16 protein-coding genes are annotated in these 15,637 nt (G+C 65.4%); 9 read left to right on the top strand and 7 right to left on the bottom strand.

Annotation, left to right across the window (positions count from 1 at the left end):
• The first annotated feature begins 12 nt into the window (after positions 1-12).
• The 3 genes from BVIR_RS06375 (at position 13) to BVIR_RS06365 (ending at position 3,043) form a co-directional block, all read left to right on the top strand.
• Entirely contained in the window at positions 13-954 is a 942-nt protein-coding gene (locus BVIR_RS06375) for an alpha-E domain-containing protein (RefSeq protein WP_055036940.1), read from the top strand.
• Between the two features lie 147 nt (positions 955-1,101).
• Entirely contained in the window at positions 1,102-2,007 is a 906-nt protein-coding gene (locus tag BVIR_RS06370) for a transglutaminase family protein (RefSeq protein WP_055036939.1), read from the top strand.
• Between the two features lie 286 nt (positions 2,008-2,293).
• Complete coding sequence (locus BVIR_RS06365) at positions 2,294-3,043, top strand: proteasome-type protease (protein ID WP_055038722.1); 750 nt, start codon at positions 2,294-2,296, stop codon at positions 3,041-3,043.
• Between the two features lie 61 nt (positions 3,044-3,104).
• Here the strand turns inward: BVIR_RS06365 and queD are convergent, their stop codons facing one another.
• The 6 genes from queD to BVIR_RS06340 all read right to left on the bottom strand — a co-directional run bounded on the left by queD (position 3,105) and on the right by BVIR_RS06340 (position 6,911).
• A complete protein-coding gene (gene queD / locus BVIR_RS06360) occupies positions 3,105-3,458 on the bottom strand; it encodes a 6-carboxytetrahydropterin synthase QueD (protein ID WP_055036938.1) in 354 nt (117 codons plus the stop codon).
• Positions 3,455-4,090 carry a 7-carboxy-7-deazaguanine synthase gene (gene queE, locus BVIR_RS06355; protein WP_055036937.1) on the bottom strand — a complete coding sequence of 212 codons (636 nt, stop codon included), beginning with the start codon at positions 4,088-4,090 and terminating at the stop codon, positions 3,455-3,457. Before queE ends, queD begins: the two co-directional genes overlap by 4 nt.
• 112 nt (positions 4,091-4,202) lie before the next feature.
• A complete protein-coding gene (locus tag BVIR_RS06350; protein ID WP_055036936.1) occupies positions 4,203-4,808 on the bottom strand; it encodes an exopolysaccharide biosynthesis protein in 606 nt (201 codons plus the stop codon).
• Between the two features lie 287 nt (positions 4,809-5,095).
• Positions 5,096-5,365, bottom strand: coding sequence for an usg protein (locus tag BVIR_RS06345; protein ID WP_055036935.1), 270 nt, complete (start codon positions 5,363-5,365; stop codon positions 5,096-5,098).
• Between the two features lie 150 nt (positions 5,366-5,515).
• Positions 5,516-5,728, bottom strand: a complete 213-nt coding sequence (locus tag BVIR_RS16735) for a hypothetical protein (RefSeq protein ID WP_145912051.1) — start codon at positions 5,726-5,728, stop codon at positions 5,516-5,518.
• A 400-nt stretch (positions 5,729-6,128) separates the two neighbouring features.
• Positions 6,129-6,911: a 3-hydroxybutyrate dehydrogenase gene (locus BVIR_RS06340; protein ID WP_055036934.1), complete on the bottom strand. Its 783-nt coding sequence runs from the start codon at positions 6,909-6,911 to the stop codon at positions 6,129-6,131.
• Between the two features lie 572 nt (positions 6,912-7,483).
• On the opposite strand from BVIR_RS06340, the gene groES reads away from it, so the two are divergent.
• The 4 genes from groES to BVIR_RS06325 all read left to right on the top strand — a co-directional run bounded on the left by groES (position 7,484) and on the right by BVIR_RS06325 (position 11,455).
• Complete coding sequence (gene groES / locus BVIR_RS06335; protein WP_055036933.1) at positions 7,484-7,798, top strand: co-chaperone GroES; 315 nt, start codon at positions 7,484-7,486, stop codon at positions 7,796-7,798.
• A 117-nt stretch (positions 7,799-7,915) separates the two neighbouring features.
• Positions 7,916-9,559, top strand: coding sequence for a chaperonin GroEL (gene groL, locus BVIR_RS06330; RefSeq protein WP_055036932.1), 1,644 nt, complete (start codon positions 7,916-7,918; stop codon positions 9,557-9,559).
• Entirely contained in the window at positions 9,543-10,016 is a 474-nt protein-coding gene (locus BVIR_RS16730; RefSeq protein ID WP_145912052.1) for a hypothetical protein, read from the top strand. Before groL ends, BVIR_RS16730 begins: the two co-directional genes overlap by 17 nt.
• 185 nt (positions 10,017-10,201) lie before the next feature.
• On the top strand, positions 10,202-11,455 hold the full coding sequence (locus tag BVIR_RS06325; RefSeq protein ID WP_082416776.1) for a GNAT family N-acetyltransferase: 1,254 nt from the start codon (positions 10,202-10,204) through the stop codon (positions 11,453-11,455).
• A 116-nt stretch (positions 11,456-11,571) separates the two neighbouring features.
• Here the strand turns inward: BVIR_RS06325 and BVIR_RS06320 are convergent, their stop codons facing one another.
• Positions 11,572-13,740, bottom strand: coding sequence for a GumC family protein (locus BVIR_RS06320; RefSeq protein WP_055036930.1), 2,169 nt, complete (start codon positions 13,738-13,740; stop codon positions 11,572-11,574).
• A 151-nt stretch (positions 13,741-13,891) separates the two neighbouring features.
• Between BVIR_RS06320 and BVIR_RS06315 the strand changes: the two genes are divergently transcribed.
• Together BVIR_RS06315 and BVIR_RS06310 are read left to right on the top strand one after the other, a co-directional pair.
• Positions 13,892-14,434 (top strand): polysaccharide biosynthesis/export family protein, encoded by a 543-nt coding sequence (locus tag BVIR_RS06315; protein ID WP_417852044.1) that lies wholly within the window; start codon positions 13,892-13,894, stop codon positions 14,432-14,434.
• Entirely contained in the window at positions 14,431-15,546 is a 1,116-nt protein-coding gene (locus tag BVIR_RS06310; protein WP_236823728.1) for a glycosyltransferase, read from the top strand. Before BVIR_RS06315 ends, BVIR_RS06310 begins: the two co-directional genes overlap by 4 nt.
• Positions 15,547-15,637: the final 91 nt, after the last annotated feature.

Below are 15,637 nucleotides of genomic sequence, written 5' to 3'. Positions count from 1 at the left end.
GTCGTTGCGTCCATGCTGTCGCGCACCGCTGACAACCTGTATTGGCTGGCTCGCTACGTCGAGCGCGCTGAGTTCATCGCCCGCACCCTTGAGGTCGCCCAGCGGATGGCCTCGCTGCCGTCGTCCTATGGCGGCTCCTCCAACGAATGGGAGTCGGCGCTGGCCGCCACCGGCTGCGCCGCCGCGTTCCACAAGCACTATCGCGACGCCACCGAGCGCACCGTCACCGAGTTCCTGGCATTTTCGCCGGACAACCCGTTCTCGATCGTCAACTGCCTGGAGATCGCCCGCTCCAACGCCCGCGCGGTGCGCACCGCGCTCACCGTCGAGATGTGGGAGGCGGTCAACGACATCTGGCTGGCGCTGAAAAAGCTCGACCGTCGCCGGCTCGATCGCGACGAGGTCAACCGCTTCCTCGACAAGGTGAAGGAAGCTTCGCTGCTGTTCGACGGCTCGGCCTCGCGCACCATGCTCAGGCGCGATTCCTACTGGTTCGAGCGACTGGGCCACTACATCGAGCGTGCCGACAACACGGCGCGCATCCTCGATGTGAAATACCACCTGCTGCTGCCCGAGGAATCCCACATCGGCGGCGCGCTCGATTATTATCAGTGGACCAGCGTGCTGCGCGCGGTTTCCGCCCTCACCTCGTTCCACTGGGTCTACCGCGAAAGCGTCAAACCGTGGCTGGTGGCCGATTTCCTCATTCTCAACGAGCAGATGCCGCGCTCGCTGGCGAGCTGCTACGAGAACATCACCCGCTATCTCGACCTGCTCGCCCAGCAGTACGGCCGCCAGGGACCGGCCCAGCGCCACGCCCGTTCGGTGCGCTCGCGGCTGCAGAACGTGCGGATGGAGGCCATCTTCTCCGGCGGGCTGCACGAGTTCATCGCCGGTTTCATCGCTGACAATCACAAGCTCGGAGCCGAGGTGGCCGAGCAGTATCTGGTGTGATAGGAATGCTCCGCTCCAGCTCGGAGGCTGATGTCCGACTGCGACCGATGTTTCGACCCAAGATGTCATGAAGATCGCAGCCGGAACCATGAGGCGATCTTTTTCGATCCCGTGTGATATGGTTTTTCCTACGTCCGGCATGTCGCCATGCGCCTTCGCATCACCCACGAAACCCGCTACCAGTATCAGCAACCGATCAACGGTCTGATCCAGACGTTGCGGCTCACCCCCCGCAATCATGACGGGCAGTATGTCGTGGGCTGGCGGATTGATGTGTCCGCCGATTGCCGGCTGGAGCGTCACCAGGATGCGTTCGGTAATTTGACCGACACCTTCTCGATGAACGGCCATCTCGATCACCTGAGCGTGCTGGTTGCCGGCGAGGTCGAGACCGAGGACAGCCACGGCGTGGTCCGCGGCACGGTCGAGCCGCTGCCGCCCTCGCTGTTTCTGCGCGAGACCGACCTCACCCGTGCCGACCCCGCCATTGAGGCGTTCGCCAACGACGTCGCCATGAGCGGACCGACCGATCCGCTCGACCGGTTGCACACGCTGCTGCTGCGTCTGAACACTGACATCGTCTACGACAGCGATCCGACCCACACCGCCACCACCGCCGCCGAGGCGTTCGCCCTGAAGCGGGGGGTGTGCCAGGACATCACCCACATCTTCATTTCCGCCGCCCGCCGGCTCGGCATTCCCGCCCGTTACGTCGGCGGCTATTACTACAGCGGCAGCGACGAGAATCAGGCCGGCGCCAGCCACGCCTGGGCCGAGGCGTTCGTGCCCGGCCTCGGCTGGGTCGGCTTCGACGCCACCAACGGCATCTGCATCACCGACACCCATGTCCGCGTCGCCGCCGGCCTCGATTATCTCGGCGCCGCCCCAGTGCGTGGCAGCCGCCGCGGCGGCACCGGCGAAACGATGACGGTCGAGGTCTTCGTCACCCGGATGGGGATGTTCGACCAGGCGTCGAGCCCGTCCCGGGCGCAAGAGCAGGCCCAGAGCCGGACCAAGGGCCTGCCGCAGTCGCAGATCCAGTCGCAGAACTGAGGCCCACGACCGCGCTCCCGCCGGCATCGACACCCGCCGTCGCCACCGGGCGTGGCCCAGCCAAAAGGTGTCTGCCGCGGCGCCACGCTCGGATCGCAAGGGCACGCCGAGAGGCTGCAACGACGCCGACAGCAGGTTGTGTGTGCGCGTCAAGCTCTATGGCATTCTCGGCAACAGTGGACAGCGGTCTTGCGACAGAGGATACGGTAACTCAAAGGCTTAGAGTGCTGCCTGGTTCAATCGGATCGGCGGATGCTCTAAGAACGGCCCGACAGGGGTGGAGCCGATGACCTATTGCTGCGGACTGCTGGTGCACGACGGCCTGGTGATGATCGCTGACACGCGCACCAACGCCGGCCTCGACAACGTTTCGACCTTTCGCAAGCTGCACGTGTTCGAGCGGCTCGGCGAGCGCGTGATGGGGTTGGCGTCGGCGGGCAACCTGTCGATCTCGCAGTCGGTGGTCAGCCTTCTGGCCGAAGGCATCGAGAATTCCGAAACCGGCGAACGCGAGACGCTGATCGACGCGCCGACCATGTTCCAGGGTGCCCAGCGCATCGGCAAGGCGATCCGCTTGGTTCATTCGCTCTATGCCACCGGCCTGGAGCAATCGAACCTCACATTTGACGTGTCGTTCCTGCTCGGCGGCCAGATTTCCGGCAGCAAGCTAGAGCTATATATGATCTACGCGGCCGGTAATTGTATCAGATGCACGGTTGACACACCGTATCTGCAGATTGGTGAGCACAAATACGGCAAGCCGATTCTCGATCGTGCCTGCAACTTCTCGACCGATCTATATGACGGCCTCAAGATCAGCCTGATTTCGATGGATTCGACCATGCGGTCGAATCTCGGTGTCGGCATGCCTATCGACGTGCTGATGATGCGGCGCGACGCGCTGAAAGCCGAGCTCAATTACCGCATCGAGCCGGGCGAGCCCTATTTCCACGACCTGCGTGAGCGCTGGTCGGCGGCGTTGCGCGCCGCCCACATGGCGATTCCGCGGCCGCCCTACGGCGTGCCGAAATCGTAGTGACGACAGCGTCGTCCCGACACGCCCAACGGCCGAGCCGCGTCGATGCTCCGCCAGCGCATCAGCCTTGGTATTCCGCCCAGCAGGTCGGCGTTTCGTAGACGACGACGGCAACGGTCTGCGGCAACGCCGGCCTGACCCGGTCCCAAATCCAAATCGCGATGTTCTCGGCGGTCGGATTGTCGAGCCCGGCGACGTCGTTGAGGCAGCGGTGGTCGAGTTGCTGGTGCAGCGGCGCGAACGCCGCTTCGATGTCGAAGAAATCGACCACGAACCCGGTTTCCCGGTCCACCGGCCCTTCCAGCCGAAGCTCGACCCGGTAGGAGTGGCCGTGCATGCGGTGGCAGCGGTGGGTTTCCGGCACCTTGGGAAGCCGGTGCGCGGCCTCGAACGTAAAGACCTGAGTGATTTTCATGGAATGCAGAGGATCTTGTGGATCTGCAGGCTGAGCTGCCATCGTGGGTGGGCGAGGCAATAGGCGACCGCCGCCTCGGTGTTGCGCTCACGCTCCGGCCCGTCCATCGGCTGGAGCAGGAAATGGGTGAATGCCAGCGTCTCGTACCGGCTCGGCCCGGCGCCGTGTTGGGGAAACACCAGTTTCAGCTCGTCGCCCGCCGTCACCGCCAGCTGCGCCCCCGCCTTCGGGCTGACGCAGATCCAGTCGAGCCCCGGCGGCGGCGCGATGGTGCCATTGGTCTCGACCGCGATCTCGAACCCCTGCTCGTGCAACGCGGCGATCAGCGCGGCGTCGACCTGCAGTAGCGGCTCGCCGCCGGTGAGCACCACCAAGGGCGTGCCCGACCCACCAGCCGGCCACGTGGCCGCAACGGCCGCCGCGAGCTCGCCCGCGGAACCGAAGCCACCGCCGCCCGCCCCGTCCACACCGACAAATTCAGTGTCGCAAAAGGTACAAACCGCGCGCCCGCGATCCGCCTGGCGGCCATTCCACAGATTGCAGCCGGAAAACCGGCAGAATACCGCCGCCCGCCCGGCGTTCCGGCCCTCGCCCTGCAAGGTGTAGAACATCTCTTTGACGGCGTAGGCCATACGTCAGTCCCGGCGGGCGTCAGGCGAAACACGGCTCTCCAACCCGTCGGTCGAAAAACCGCAAAGAATGCCGCCCCCGCGCGGATGAGACGCTGGCGGCTCGGTCGCCGGCTCAGAACACGATGGCCTCGAAGCCGATCATCAGGCCCGCCAACATGCCGGCCACCACGATAATCGCCACCGTCCCCACCGCATAGCCCACCGCAACCACCCGGCCGTCGTGCTCCAGCAGGCCGAGCGAGAGCACCGCAATGGCGATGCCCGGCGGGATATTGCCGATGAACGGCACCGGCAGCATCATCGCCACCGCCAGCACCGCGATCATGGCGCCGAACACGCGCCGGCCAGTGCCGGAGGTGAGAATTTGCAGCCGAGGCGAGGCGAGCTGCTCGACGCGGACGATCCACGGCAGCGTCTTGCCGAGAACGCGGGCGAACGCACCGCGAGCGAACCCCTTGTGCCGGATCGCCGACGGCAGCCACGGCTCCTCGAGCCCGGACGCCAGCTGCAGTGCCAGCAGCAGCACCGCAACACCCGTGATCACCGATACGCCGGGCACCATCGGGAAGCAGTTGGGAATCGCCAGCACCAGGAACAGCGCGCCGAACGCCTTGTGCTCAAGGCGATGGAAAACTTCGCCGAAGGTGATGGTTTCGTCGGGATCACCCACCGCCAGCTCAGACAAAAGTTCGGACGTGCGGCGACCGGCGGCGGACATAACTGAGTTCCCCTTGTCTGCCATAGGTGTCGTACGGAACCGGCGAAATCAAGGCTTCGCCGCCGCCGATCGGCACGATGACTGAGGTCGGCTTACCTGGTTACCTCTCCCGCTACAAACCGGGTGCCTCCTTGCCGACAGGTCGGGCGATTGGCGATGGTGAGCCGCCGTCCCCACCCGAACCAATGGTCCAGGATGCCGGAAGCCGGCACCGGACCATTGGTGCCAGCGGATTCGTTCCCGCCATCGCCGCCGCGACGGCGGCGCCCGGAGCCGGACGGCTCGGCTCAATGCAGCCGGAACATGCCGTCGACGATTTTGAATTCGGCTGGCCCGATCAGCCGCGAATGGGCGACGGTCACCGAGTGCAACGGCCCTTCCAGTTCGCTTTCCCAGAAATTCAAAAACTTGGTCAGCGACGGGAACTTTGGATAAAGATCATAGTCCTGCCAGATAAACGTCTGGAGAATGGCGGGAAAATCCGACCGACGATAGCAGATATTGGCCGTCGTCAGCCCATAGCCCGCGACCTGACGCCTGAAATCATCACTCACCATTCCCTTACCCTCCCTTCACACGCTCGCGAGAGAATTTGGATCGCTCAGGCCAAATGATAGCTCAAGACGACTGGCGCGCAACGGGTGGCTATAGAAATTTTAGATGAACTTCCGTATTATCTGGCAGCATCTAAAGATGAGTGCCAACAGTTAGCGGGCCACTGTCGAGGTCGAGCCGACGACCGCCAGCGTATTCGCCATCGTAACGCCAACCGGCAACTCGCCAATGGCGCCGAGCACCACCATCTGCCGTTCCTTGACGGCGAAAACCGGGCCATCCCCGGTCAGAGCCAGCAGCGTGAACAGGCCTGCGCTCGCGAAAACCATGGCAGCAACGCAACGAACCCACATCTCGACCTCCACCCAGCACCCGGCGGTCCACGTTCGGTTGACCGCAACCGATGTCCGCGCCATCGCACCACACCCCCCATGCAAGCGATGGTCCAGTTCGCGAAGGTACCGATTGGTTAATGCCGATCCGGGAACCGGCGGGTGTCACGGCGGGATACAGCTACCGCCCCAGGCCGAACGGAGGGCCGCTTGCACGGCCGCCAACCGAGTGTTCGCTGTTTTGTACCGCCACGCCCGGATCGGCGGCAACATTGTCCGGCATTACGGCGGCAACTGCTCAATTTTATAGCAAGGCGGCACGATTTGGCGAGCTTGGGCGTAATCATATCCGCGTCAGTCCGCGTTGGATCGGGCTGACGCGTACGCGCTGCACCGGGCGGAGCGGCTCGCGCCGCCCGGCGCACGGCACCTCTCACTGCGCCAGCCAGCCGCCATCCATGTTGATGGCAGCGCCGCGCAGATTGGCGGCCGCGTCCGAGCAGATGAACACCGCCAGGGCAGCAATCTGCTCGGGCGTGACGAACGTCTTCGACGGCTGCTTTTCGCTCAGCAGATCGCGGCTCGCCTCGGCATCGCTGAGGCCCTTGCGCGCGGCAAGCGCGTCGATCTGCTTCTGCACCAGCGGCGTCAGCACCCAGCCGGGACAGATGGCGTTGGCGGTAACCCCGGTTTCCGCGGTCTCCAGCGCCACCACCTTGGTCAGGCCGACCACGCCATGCTTGGCCGCGACATAAGCCGACTTGTTGGGCGAGGCCGCCAAGCCGTGTGCCGAGGCGACGTTGATGATGCGGCCCCAATTGCGGCTCTTCATCCCCGGCAACGCATATTTGGTGCCGTAGAATGCCGCCGACAGATTGATCGCGATCACCCGCTCCCACTGCTCATCGGGAAAGTCCTCGACCGGCGAGACGAATTGGATGCCGGCATTGTTGACCAGGATATCGACCTTGCCGAGCTCGGCGATGGCGGCCTCGATCAGGCCGCGCGTCTCGGCCGGCTTGGCGAGATCGGCGCCGTTGAAGGCCACCCGCACCCCGAACTCGGCAGCCATGCCGGCGCGCAGCGTCTCGATCTCGCCGGCGTCGCCGAACCCGTTCATCATGATGTCGGCGCCCTCCGCCGCCAGCGCCCGGGCGATGCCCAGCCCGATACCGCTGGTGGAGCCGGTCACCACCGCCACCTTTCCCTTCAGCATGTTCTCACTCCCCGGGGACGATCGTTGTGTTGTTCGCCAAGCCGGCCGGCGGCGGTCCCCAGCAACGCGGCCAACATCGTGCCCGCCCGGTTGATGGCGGACCGGGAGCACCAATGGATGCGCCCGCGCCAGCTTACACGATACCGTGGCGACCGAAGATCGCGATCGGCGGCACAGCCTGGCGCAGGCGAACCACCAGGGAGGATCGCCTCTCAAAGAGAACTCCCGCTGTGTCCGGCACCTCGCGGCGATAGGACGTCTTGTCGGATTTGTTCCCGCGAATTCTTCACTCTCTTTGCGTTGTGAGATGTCAATTTCTTTTTCGAACTTTTTTAAATTCTCAGGCCACCTAAATTTCCAAATACCTATTCTTTCGGTTTGAAGCGCATAATCCCAACATAATCACGCGGTATTCCATATTGGCACTCCCCTATCGAGAGTGCTAAATTTTTGTGGCACGCCCTTGCGGGGTGTTGCGCGGCTGCCTATGTCGCAGCCGGGCGAAGGGGGATGGCTTGAAGCGCCCTATCGCTGCAGCTTTTTTGAACGCAAGAATGCTTTGGAGGAATGACATGAAGTTCCGGCCGCTCCATGACCGCGTCGTGGTCAAACGCATCGACGCTGAGCAGAAGACCGCCGGGGGGATCATCATTCCCGATACGGCGAAGGAAAAGCCCCAGCAGGGCGAGATCCTGGCCGTGGGCCCGGGCGCGCGCGACGAAGCGGGCAAGCTGGTCCCGCTCGACCTCAAGGCTGGAGACCGCGTGCTGTTCGGCAAGTGGTCCGGCACCGAAGTCAAGATCGACGGCGTCGAGGTTCTGATCATGAAGGAATCCGACATCATGGGCGTGATCGAAGGCACCGACAGCGCCAAGAAGGCTGCCTGAGGTAAGGCAGCCTGAGTTCGAGGCTGCCTGAGCCGTGACGCCGCGCAACAGCGTCGGCGAGAGACACAGTTTCCCTTTGCCCGCATCGGTCGGGCCTCCGTTTTCAAGGACTAAACCATGGCTGCGAAAGACGTGAAATTCTCTACCGACGCGCGCGACCGGCTGCTGCGCGGCGTCGACATCCTGGCCAATGCCGTGAAGGTGACGCTCGGCCCCAAGGGCCGCAACGTCGTCCTCGAGAAGTCCTACGGCGCACCGCGCATCACCAAGGACGGCGTCACCGTCGCCAAGGAGATCGAGCTCGAGGACAAGTTCGAGAACATGGGCGCCCAGATGGTGCGCGAGGTGGCCTCCAAGTCGTCCGACCTCGCCGGCGACGGCACCACCACCGCCACCGTGCTGGCCCAGGCCATCGTGAAGGAAGGCGTCAAGTCGGTCGCCGCCGGCATGAACCCGATGGATTTGAAGCGCGGCATCGACCTTGCGGTCGAAGCGGTGGTCGCGGACCTCAAGAAGAACTCCAAGAAGGTCACCTCCAACGACGAGATCGCCCAGGTCGGCACCATTTCCGCCAATGGTGACGCCGAGATCGGCGGCTTCCTCGCCGACGCCATGAAGCGGGTCGGCAATGAGGGCGTGATCACGGTCGAGGAGGCCAAGAGCCTCGCCACCGAGCTCGACGTCGTCGAGGGCATGCAGTTCGACCGCGGCTACGTATCGCCCTACTTCGTCACCAATGCCGAGAAGATGCGCGTCGAGTTCGACGACGCCTACATCCTGATCTACGAGAAGAAGCTGTCGGGCCTGCAGGAGCTGCTGCCGCTGCTCGAAGCGGTGGTGCAAACCTCCAAGCCGCTCGTCATCGTCGCCGAGGACGTCGAGGGCGAGGCGCTCGCCACCCTCGTCGTCAACAAGCTGCGCGGCGGCCTGAAAGTGGCGGCGGTCAAGGCGCCGGGCTTCGGCGATCGCCGCAAGGCCATGCTGCAGGACATCGCCATTCTCACCGGCGGCACCGCCATCAGCGAGGACCTCGGCCTCAAGCTTGAGAATGTCACGCTGACTCACCTTGGCCGCGCCAAGAAGGTGGTGATTGAGAAAGAGAACACCACCATCGTCGACGGCGCCGGCCAGAAGGCCGACATCGACGCCCGCGTCGCGCAGATCAAGGCGCAGATCGAGGACACCACCTCGGACTACGACCGTGAGAAGCTGCAGGAGCGCCTGGCCAAGCTCGCCGGCGGCGTCGCGGTTCTCCGCGTCGGCGGCGCCACCGAGGTGGAGGTGAAGGAGCGCAAGGATCGCGTTGACGATGCCCTGCACGCCACCCGCGCCGCGGTCGAAGAAGGCATCCTGCCGGGCGGCGGCGTCGCACTGCTGCGCGCCACCAAGGTGCTCGACGGCATCCCGGTCGCCAACGCCGACCAGAAGACCGGCATTGAGATCGTGCGCAAGGCACTGTCCTGGCCGGCCCGCCAGATCGCGCTCAATGCCGGCGAAGACGGCTCGGTGATCGTCGGCAAGATCCTCGACGACGCAACCTATGTCTTTGGCTTCGACGCCCAGTCTGGCCAGTACGGCAATCTGGTCGCCAAGGGCATCATCGACCCGACCAAGGTGGTGCGCGCCGCGCTGCAGAACGCCGCCTCGATCGCCGGCCTCTTGATCACCACCGAGGCGATGGTCGCCGAGCTGCCGAAGAAGGCGGCCGCGCCGGCAATGCCGGGCGGCGGCATGGGCGGCATGGGTGGCATGGACTACTGAGCCGAAGGGCCAGAAATCCGGAACGCCGCTCGCCAAATCGACGTCCGAGGTCGGCGCAACCGCCGACTTCGGACGCAGACCGGACGACCGGGCATTCCACGCCGCACCTGCGGGTGAAATACGCATGAGATTCAATCCCGGCGGCCGCAACCGCCGGGATTTTAGTTTTGGCCACCTGCGTTCTTCGGCTTGGCCGGGACGCGCCGTTGTCAAAGAACGGCCAGCAATTCAGAGGTCTGGAGCATTTTCCGCCAAACCGGTTCCCACGCTGCGATCCTGCGTTCGCGCGAAATTTGTGTTTCTGGAGCGCGCAGCCCTGAAAGCTTCACGTTTCAACCGCGAAGAGTTCATTCTCCAGTCCGGTCCGGACGATAATTCGCACCCGCCACCAAGAAGTGATCGCGGATCGTTCTCCCTCGCTATTACCTCGCAGAAGGCGATTAATGCCTATCTTTAGTTGAGAAACCACAGCCAATTTCGGCCGACGGCGGACTGCAGGGAGCGATCGGCGTCACATTCCGACCATCCGCATCCCAGCCTTTCGGCAATTGCGGATGCGGCAGTGGTGGCTGACGACTTACGATCACGACAAATCGGGAACGCCCATCGGCCCGACTGTCCCGACCAAGCCGAAGGGCGTCGATGGATTTGCGTGAGGACAACTGCGTGACGTTGGGTTCAACCGAGGCCACGTTGCCGTGCCGGTCGGCTGCTGTGGCCACGGGCAGCTCGGCGCTGGCGGAATTGAGGATATTTACCAACCTCGCCGCGGCAGAGCCGATGTGGCGGGCATTGGAGCGTGAGGTCGTGTTTCCGGCCTGCCAACGCTTCGACATTCTGGCGCTGTGGCTGCGCCACGTCGGCACATTGGCTGGCGTCGAGCCGATGATCGTGATCGGATTCGACGGCACCGGACGACCTTCCATGCTGTGGCCCCTCGGCCGGCGCCGGGTTGGTCCGTTTTGGGTTGCCGAGCCTCTTGGCGGAACGCACGTCAACTACAATTTCGGCTTGTGGCGGAAAAGCCTCGCCGAAAGCCTGGACGCTGCCGCGGTGGCCGATCTTCTCGCCCGCATCGCCAAGCTGGGGGTGCGAGTTGACGTGCTCGCAATCGAGCGCCAGCCGTCGGCCTGGGACGGCGTCACCAACCCATTGCGCCTGCTGCCACACCAGCCGGCGCCGAGCTATGGCTGGCGCGCCCAGTTGGAGAGCGACCCGGCCGCCTATCTGGCGCGACTGATGTCGCCGGATACCCGCCACAATTTCCGTCGCAAGGAACGCAAGCTCGCGCGGAACCCCGGCTATCGCTACCACCGCACAGAAACCCCTGAAGAGGCCGCGCGGGCGATCGATGCCTATTTCGCCCAAAAGGCCGCGCGGCTGCGCAGGGCCGGCATCGCCAACGTGTTTGCCGAGCCCGGCGTCGAGGCCTTCCTGCGCGCGGCGGTGCAGCACGGCCTTTCCGACGGCCGGCCGTTGCTGGAGTGCCACGTGCTGGAATGCGACACCGAGGTGATCGCGTTCTGCGGCGTGCTGCGCGATGACCGGCGCGTATCCGCCTTGCTGCTGTCGATCACCGGCTCGGAGAACGCGCGCTGGAGCCCCGGCGTCGTGCTGCTGATCCACCTCGTCTCCGAGTGCTGCGCGGCGGGTTACGATTGGTTCGACCTCGGTGTCGGCGAGGCCGGCTACAAAGGTTGGTTCTGCGACGAAGCCGAAGCGCTGTTCGATTCCTTCCTGCCGCTGACGCTGAGCGGTGGGGTGCTGGCGGCTGGACGAGCCGGCCAGAACGCGCTCAAGCGCCGCATCAAGCAGTCGCCGCGTCTGTGGGCAACGGTCCAATCGGTCCGCCGCCGGCTGTTCGGCGCCGGCTGCTCGGCCGAAGAGACACGGTAATCAGGCCGGCGAAGCGAACGTAGTTTCCGCAAAAGCCGGAGCCCGTTTTGCGAAGGAAACGTCGATAATACAAAATTTCAGAACATCCGCTCGATTCAGCCGGACCGGCAGGTGCTTTAGGCTGCCATAACCGGATCGTCCGACTCCGCAGCCTCGTCGGGAGCATCGTCCTCCACCACCGCGATCAGATCGGCGATGCCGGCTTCCGTCAGCTGATCGTAGATCTGCTCGGCCTCCGCCGGTTCCCATTTTTTCGGACCGACCACGACCACCAGCGGCAATTGCGGCGCAAACGCCGCCTTGGCCAACGCCGTCGCCGGCGGCGCCGCCAGGATGACGTGGTCGTAGGTCTGGGCCAGCGCCGACAGCGCCACCACCAGCCGGTCGGCGGCCAGCAGGTCCTCGATCTCCGGCGACGGCGCCCCGGTCGGAACGATGTGGAGGCGCGACGTGCGGTCGCGCTGGATTACCTGCCCGAACGACGCGGTGCCGCGCACCAGATCCACCACGCCAGGCGCGGCCGGATCGCCGACCAGGCTCGCGCCGGTCTGACGCGGATCGAGTTCGATCAGCACGGCGCGGCCGCTCACGGCGAGGCCGCGGGCAAGCCGGACGACGATCGGGCTCGCATCGACACTGCCGTTGGCCGGCGCGACCGCGACCATGCCCGCCCCTCGCTCCCGGACGAGGTCGGACAGTGTGGGAGCGCCTGGAGCCGGGGCGGACGCCTCGCCCAGCTCGGTCCGGGTCGCTTCGGCATCGGGCGCCGTCCTGCCGCTTCGATTCGGCGGCGACGACGGCGGCGTGCGTCCGGAAAACAGCTCCGCGCTGACGAGAAGGCCGGCCGACAACACCAGCACCGTAAGCGTGACCAGGGCTATAATCGGCAGCTTCTTGGGGAAGCTCGGCACGTTGGAGGGCGTCGCCCGCGAGATGATGCGCGCGTCCGCCGGCAGCGCCGACAGCGTGTCGCGCGCCGCCGAGTCACGATAGCGCGCCAGGTAGGATTCGAGCAGGTCGCGTTGCGCCTTCGCCTCTCGTTCGAGCGCGCGAAGGTGCACGTCCTGCTCGTTGGAGCCGGCGGCCTGACGCTTCATCTGCTCGAGGTCTTTCGCCAGCTGCTGCTCGCGCGCTTCGGCGATGCGGGCGTCGCTCTCGAACGCCCGCACCATCCGGTCCGCCTCACGGCGGATCTGGCCCTCGAGCGCGGAAATCTGGGCGCGCAGTTCCTTGATGCGCGGATGCTGGCCGAGCAGCGTCGATGACTGCTCCGCCAGCACGGCCGTGAGCGTGACGCGTTGCTCGACCAGGCGCCGGATCAGCTCGGAATTGAGGATTTCCGAAACCTCGATCGGTCGGCCGGAGGCGAGCATCCCGCGGATCGACCGCGCCTTCGCTTCCGCATCGGACTTCTGGGCGCGCGACGTGCCAAGCTGGGTGTTCAGCTCCGAAAGCTGCTGGTTGGACAATTGGGTGTTGTTGACGCCGACGAACAGGTTGGCCTGAGTGCGGAACGCCTCGACGCGGCCCTCCGCCTCGGCCACCTTCTTGCGCAACTTTTCGATTTCGCCCTGCAGCCAGTTCGACGCCTGGCGGGTGGTGTCCTGCTTGGCGAGCTGCTGCAGCCCGAGATAGGTCTCGGCGACCGCGTTGGCGACTTTCGCGGCCAGATCGCGATCGCGCGATTCGAACTCGACCGCGATCACCCGCGACTTGTCGATGGGATAGACCCTGAGCCGATCGAAATAGGCCTTCAGCACGCGCTCTTCTGCTGCGCGCGAATCGTCGCCAAGACCGACCAGACGAAGCAACAACGACAGCAGCGACCCGCCGGAATTGAACTCGGGCCTCTCGTCAAGCTTGAGCTCTTTCACCACCTGCCGGCCAAGGTCGCGCGATAGCAGAAGCTGGACCTGGCTGGTCACCGCCTCCGGATCGACCAGCGTGCGGTCGGCCACGCTGGTGCGCTCGATCTCCAGGCGGAAGGCGGCGGACTCGCGGTTTTCGACCAGGATGCGCGATTCCGAGGTGTAGACCGGCGTCATCAGGTTGACGGCGACGAAGGTCACCGCCGCCGCAACCAGCGTGGGCGCCAAAATCCACTTCCGCTTTTCCCACAGCGAGCGGCCGAGCGCGCCGAGATCGACCTCGGCGGGCTCATTAAAGGCGAGTGGCAAGCGGCCGGCCTCCACCGCGACTTGGCGGCCGATCGAAGGCGCCACACCGGCGGCACGAACCCGAGCCGACTCTGGATCGCGCTCGTCCGTATCGTCGACACCGCTCATCGCCCACTCCACGCAACTGACCGACGGCATGATTAAAGGCTATTAGGGTTGCTGGCGGGTTAATCAGCTTCGTCATGAAGTTGTGCAACGCTTCGTTAACCACGTTTGCTCGATACAGGTGGCTTGATACGAGCGAGATTTCGCGATGCGAATGCCCCTCATCATCCTGCTGGCCGTCGTGCAGATGCTCGTAAGCTGCGCCACACCGCGGATCCAGGTCGACACGGCGTTCGAGGCGCCCTACACGCTGGACGCTGGCGATCGGCTGCGCGTCACTGTGTTCGGCCAGGAAGGATTGTCCAACACCTACGCCGTCGATGCGGCCGGAAAGATCGCGATGCCGTTGATCGGCACCGTGGAAGCGCGCGGCCGCACCACTGAGGAACTGGCGCGGGCAGTTGCAGCCCGGCTGCGCCAGGGTTACGTGCGCGAGCCGCACGTCGCGGTCGAGATCGAGACCTACCGTCCGTTCTTCGTGCTCGGCGAGGTCACCGCCGCGGGCCAGTACGCCTACGTATCCAGCATGACGGTGGAGACCGCGGTCGCCATCGCCGGCGGGTTCTCGCCACGCGCGACCAAATGCTGCGCCCAGATTTCGCGCGTGGTGAACGGAGAAGTGGTCCGCGCCACTGTGCCGATGAACTATCCAGTGCGGCCGGGCGACACGATCAACGTCCCCGAGCGGTGGCTGTGACGCCGCTCCGCATCCTGCACGTGCTGCGGGCGCCGGTCGGTGGACTGTTCCGCTACGTCGTCGACCTCGCGCGCGAGCAGACCGCGCGTGGCCACGCGGTCGGCGTGGTGGCCGACGCCGCCACCGGCGGCGAACGCGCCGAGGCCATCCTGGTGGACTTGGCGCAAAACCTCGAACTCGGCGTCAGCCGGGTGCCTATGAGCCGCCAAATCGGCGTGCTCGACATCGCTGCGGTGCGCCATGTCGCGGCGAGAGCGCGCGAAACCCGGCTGGACGTGCTGCACGGACACGGCGCCAAGGGTGGCGCCTACGCTAGGCTGGCGGCGCCGCACGATGCCATCCGCGTCTACACGCCACACGGCGGCAGCCTGCACTACGACACCAGTTCCATCGTCGGCCTTCTCTACCTGACGCTGGAGAAGGTGCTGGCGCGGCGCACCGATCTGTTCCTGTTCGAAAGCAATTTCGGTCGCGATGCCTTCATCCGCAAGGTCGGCCAGCCGGTGGCCATGGAGCGGATGGTCCACAACGGCGTCGCGCCGGCGGAGTTCGAGCCAGTCGCGCCCTGGCCCGACGCCCGCGACATCGTGTTCGTCGGCGAACTGCGCCGACTGAAAGGCGTCGACCTGGTGATCGAGGCCATCGCCCGGCTGCGCGACGAGAGCCTGCCGCTCACCGCCACCATCGTCGGCGCGGGACCGGACGCCGAAGCGTTTCGCGCCCTCGCCGCAGCGAGGGGACTGACCGGCGCGCTCGCCTTCCCCGGCGCCATGCCGGCTCGCGAAGCCTTCGCCTACGGGCGCGTGCTGTGCATGCCCTCCCGCGCCGAGTCCCTGCCCTACGTGGTGCTGGAGGCCGCCGCCGCAGGCCTGCCGCTGGTCGCAACCCGAGTCGGCGGCATGGCCGAGATTTTCGGCGAGGCATCGCACCGCCTGGTGCCGCCCGACGACGTGGCGGCCCTGGCACAGGCGCTGCGCGCCGCCGCCACCCAGCCGAACGTCGCCACCACCGCAGCGTTGCGCGAGCGGGTACGCCGCCATTTCTCGGTGTCAGCGATGGCCGATGGCGTGCTCGCCGCTTACTGTCACGCCATTGCTCGACGTCGAGGTTAAGCCTTCCGTGATGGTTTTGACGTAGAGATCCTGACCAGATGTCTGCGTCGGCGGCAGTCCGGAAACAGGCGGTTTGCGGCCGGTCCAACTG

The sequence above is a fragment of the Blastochloris viridis genome, assembly GCF_001402875.1.
Classification (GTDB): domain Bacteria; phylum Pseudomonadota; class Alphaproteobacteria; order Rhizobiales; family Xanthobacteraceae; genus Blastochloris; species Blastochloris viridis.
Note: the sequence above shows the minus strand (reverse complement) of the source record. Positions and strands in the feature narration are given on the sequence as shown.

Bases quoted from the DNA above. Each gene is read 5' to 3' on its own strand.
- groL (WP_055036932.1), top strand. From the start codon at position 7,916: ATGGCTGCGAAAGACGTGAAATTCTCTACCGACGCGCGCGACCGGCTG.
- queE (WP_055036937.1), bottom strand. From the start codon at position 4,090: ATGGCCTACGCCGTCAAAGAGATGTTCTACACCTTGCAGGGCGAGGGC.
- BVIR_RS06315 (WP_417852044.1), top strand. From the start codon at position 13,892: ATGCCCCTCATCATCCTGCTGGCCGTCGTGCAGATGCTCGTAAGCTGC.
- BVIR_RS06325 (WP_082416776.1), top strand. From the start codon at position 10,202: ATGGATTTGCGTGAGGACAACTGCGTGACGTTGGGTTCAACCGAGGCC.
- queD (WP_055036938.1), bottom strand. From the start codon at position 3,458: ATGAAAATCACTCAGGTCTTTACGTTCGAGGCCGCGCACCGGCTTCCC.
- BVIR_RS06375 (WP_055036940.1), top strand. From the start codon at position 13: ATGCTGTCGCGCACCGCTGACAACCTGTATTGGCTGGCTCGCTACGTC.
- BVIR_RS06365 (WP_055038722.1), top strand. From the start codon at position 2,294: ATGACCTATTGCTGCGGACTGCTGGTGCACGACGGCCTGGTGATGATC.
- groES (WP_055036933.1), top strand. From the start codon at position 7,484: ATGAAGTTCCGGCCGCTCCATGACCGCGTCGTGGTCAAACGCATCGAC.
- BVIR_RS06320 (WP_055036930.1), bottom strand. From the start codon at position 13,740: ATGAGCGGTGTCGACGATACGGACGAGCGCGATCCAGAGTCGGCTCGG.
- BVIR_RS06350 (WP_055036936.1), bottom strand. From the start codon at position 4,808: ATGTCCGCCGCCGGTCGCCGCACGTCCGAACTTTTGTCTGAGCTGGCG.
- BVIR_RS06345 (WP_055036935.1), bottom strand. From the start codon at position 5,365: ATGGTGAGTGATGATTTCAGGCGTCAGGTCGCGGGCTATGGGCTGACG.
- BVIR_RS06340 (WP_055036934.1), bottom strand. From the start codon at position 6,911: ATGCTGAAGGGAAAGGTGGCGGTGGTGACCGGCTCCACCAGCGGTATC.
- BVIR_RS06370 (WP_055036939.1), top strand. From the start codon at position 1,102: ATGCGCCTTCGCATCACCCACGAAACCCGCTACCAGTATCAGCAACCG.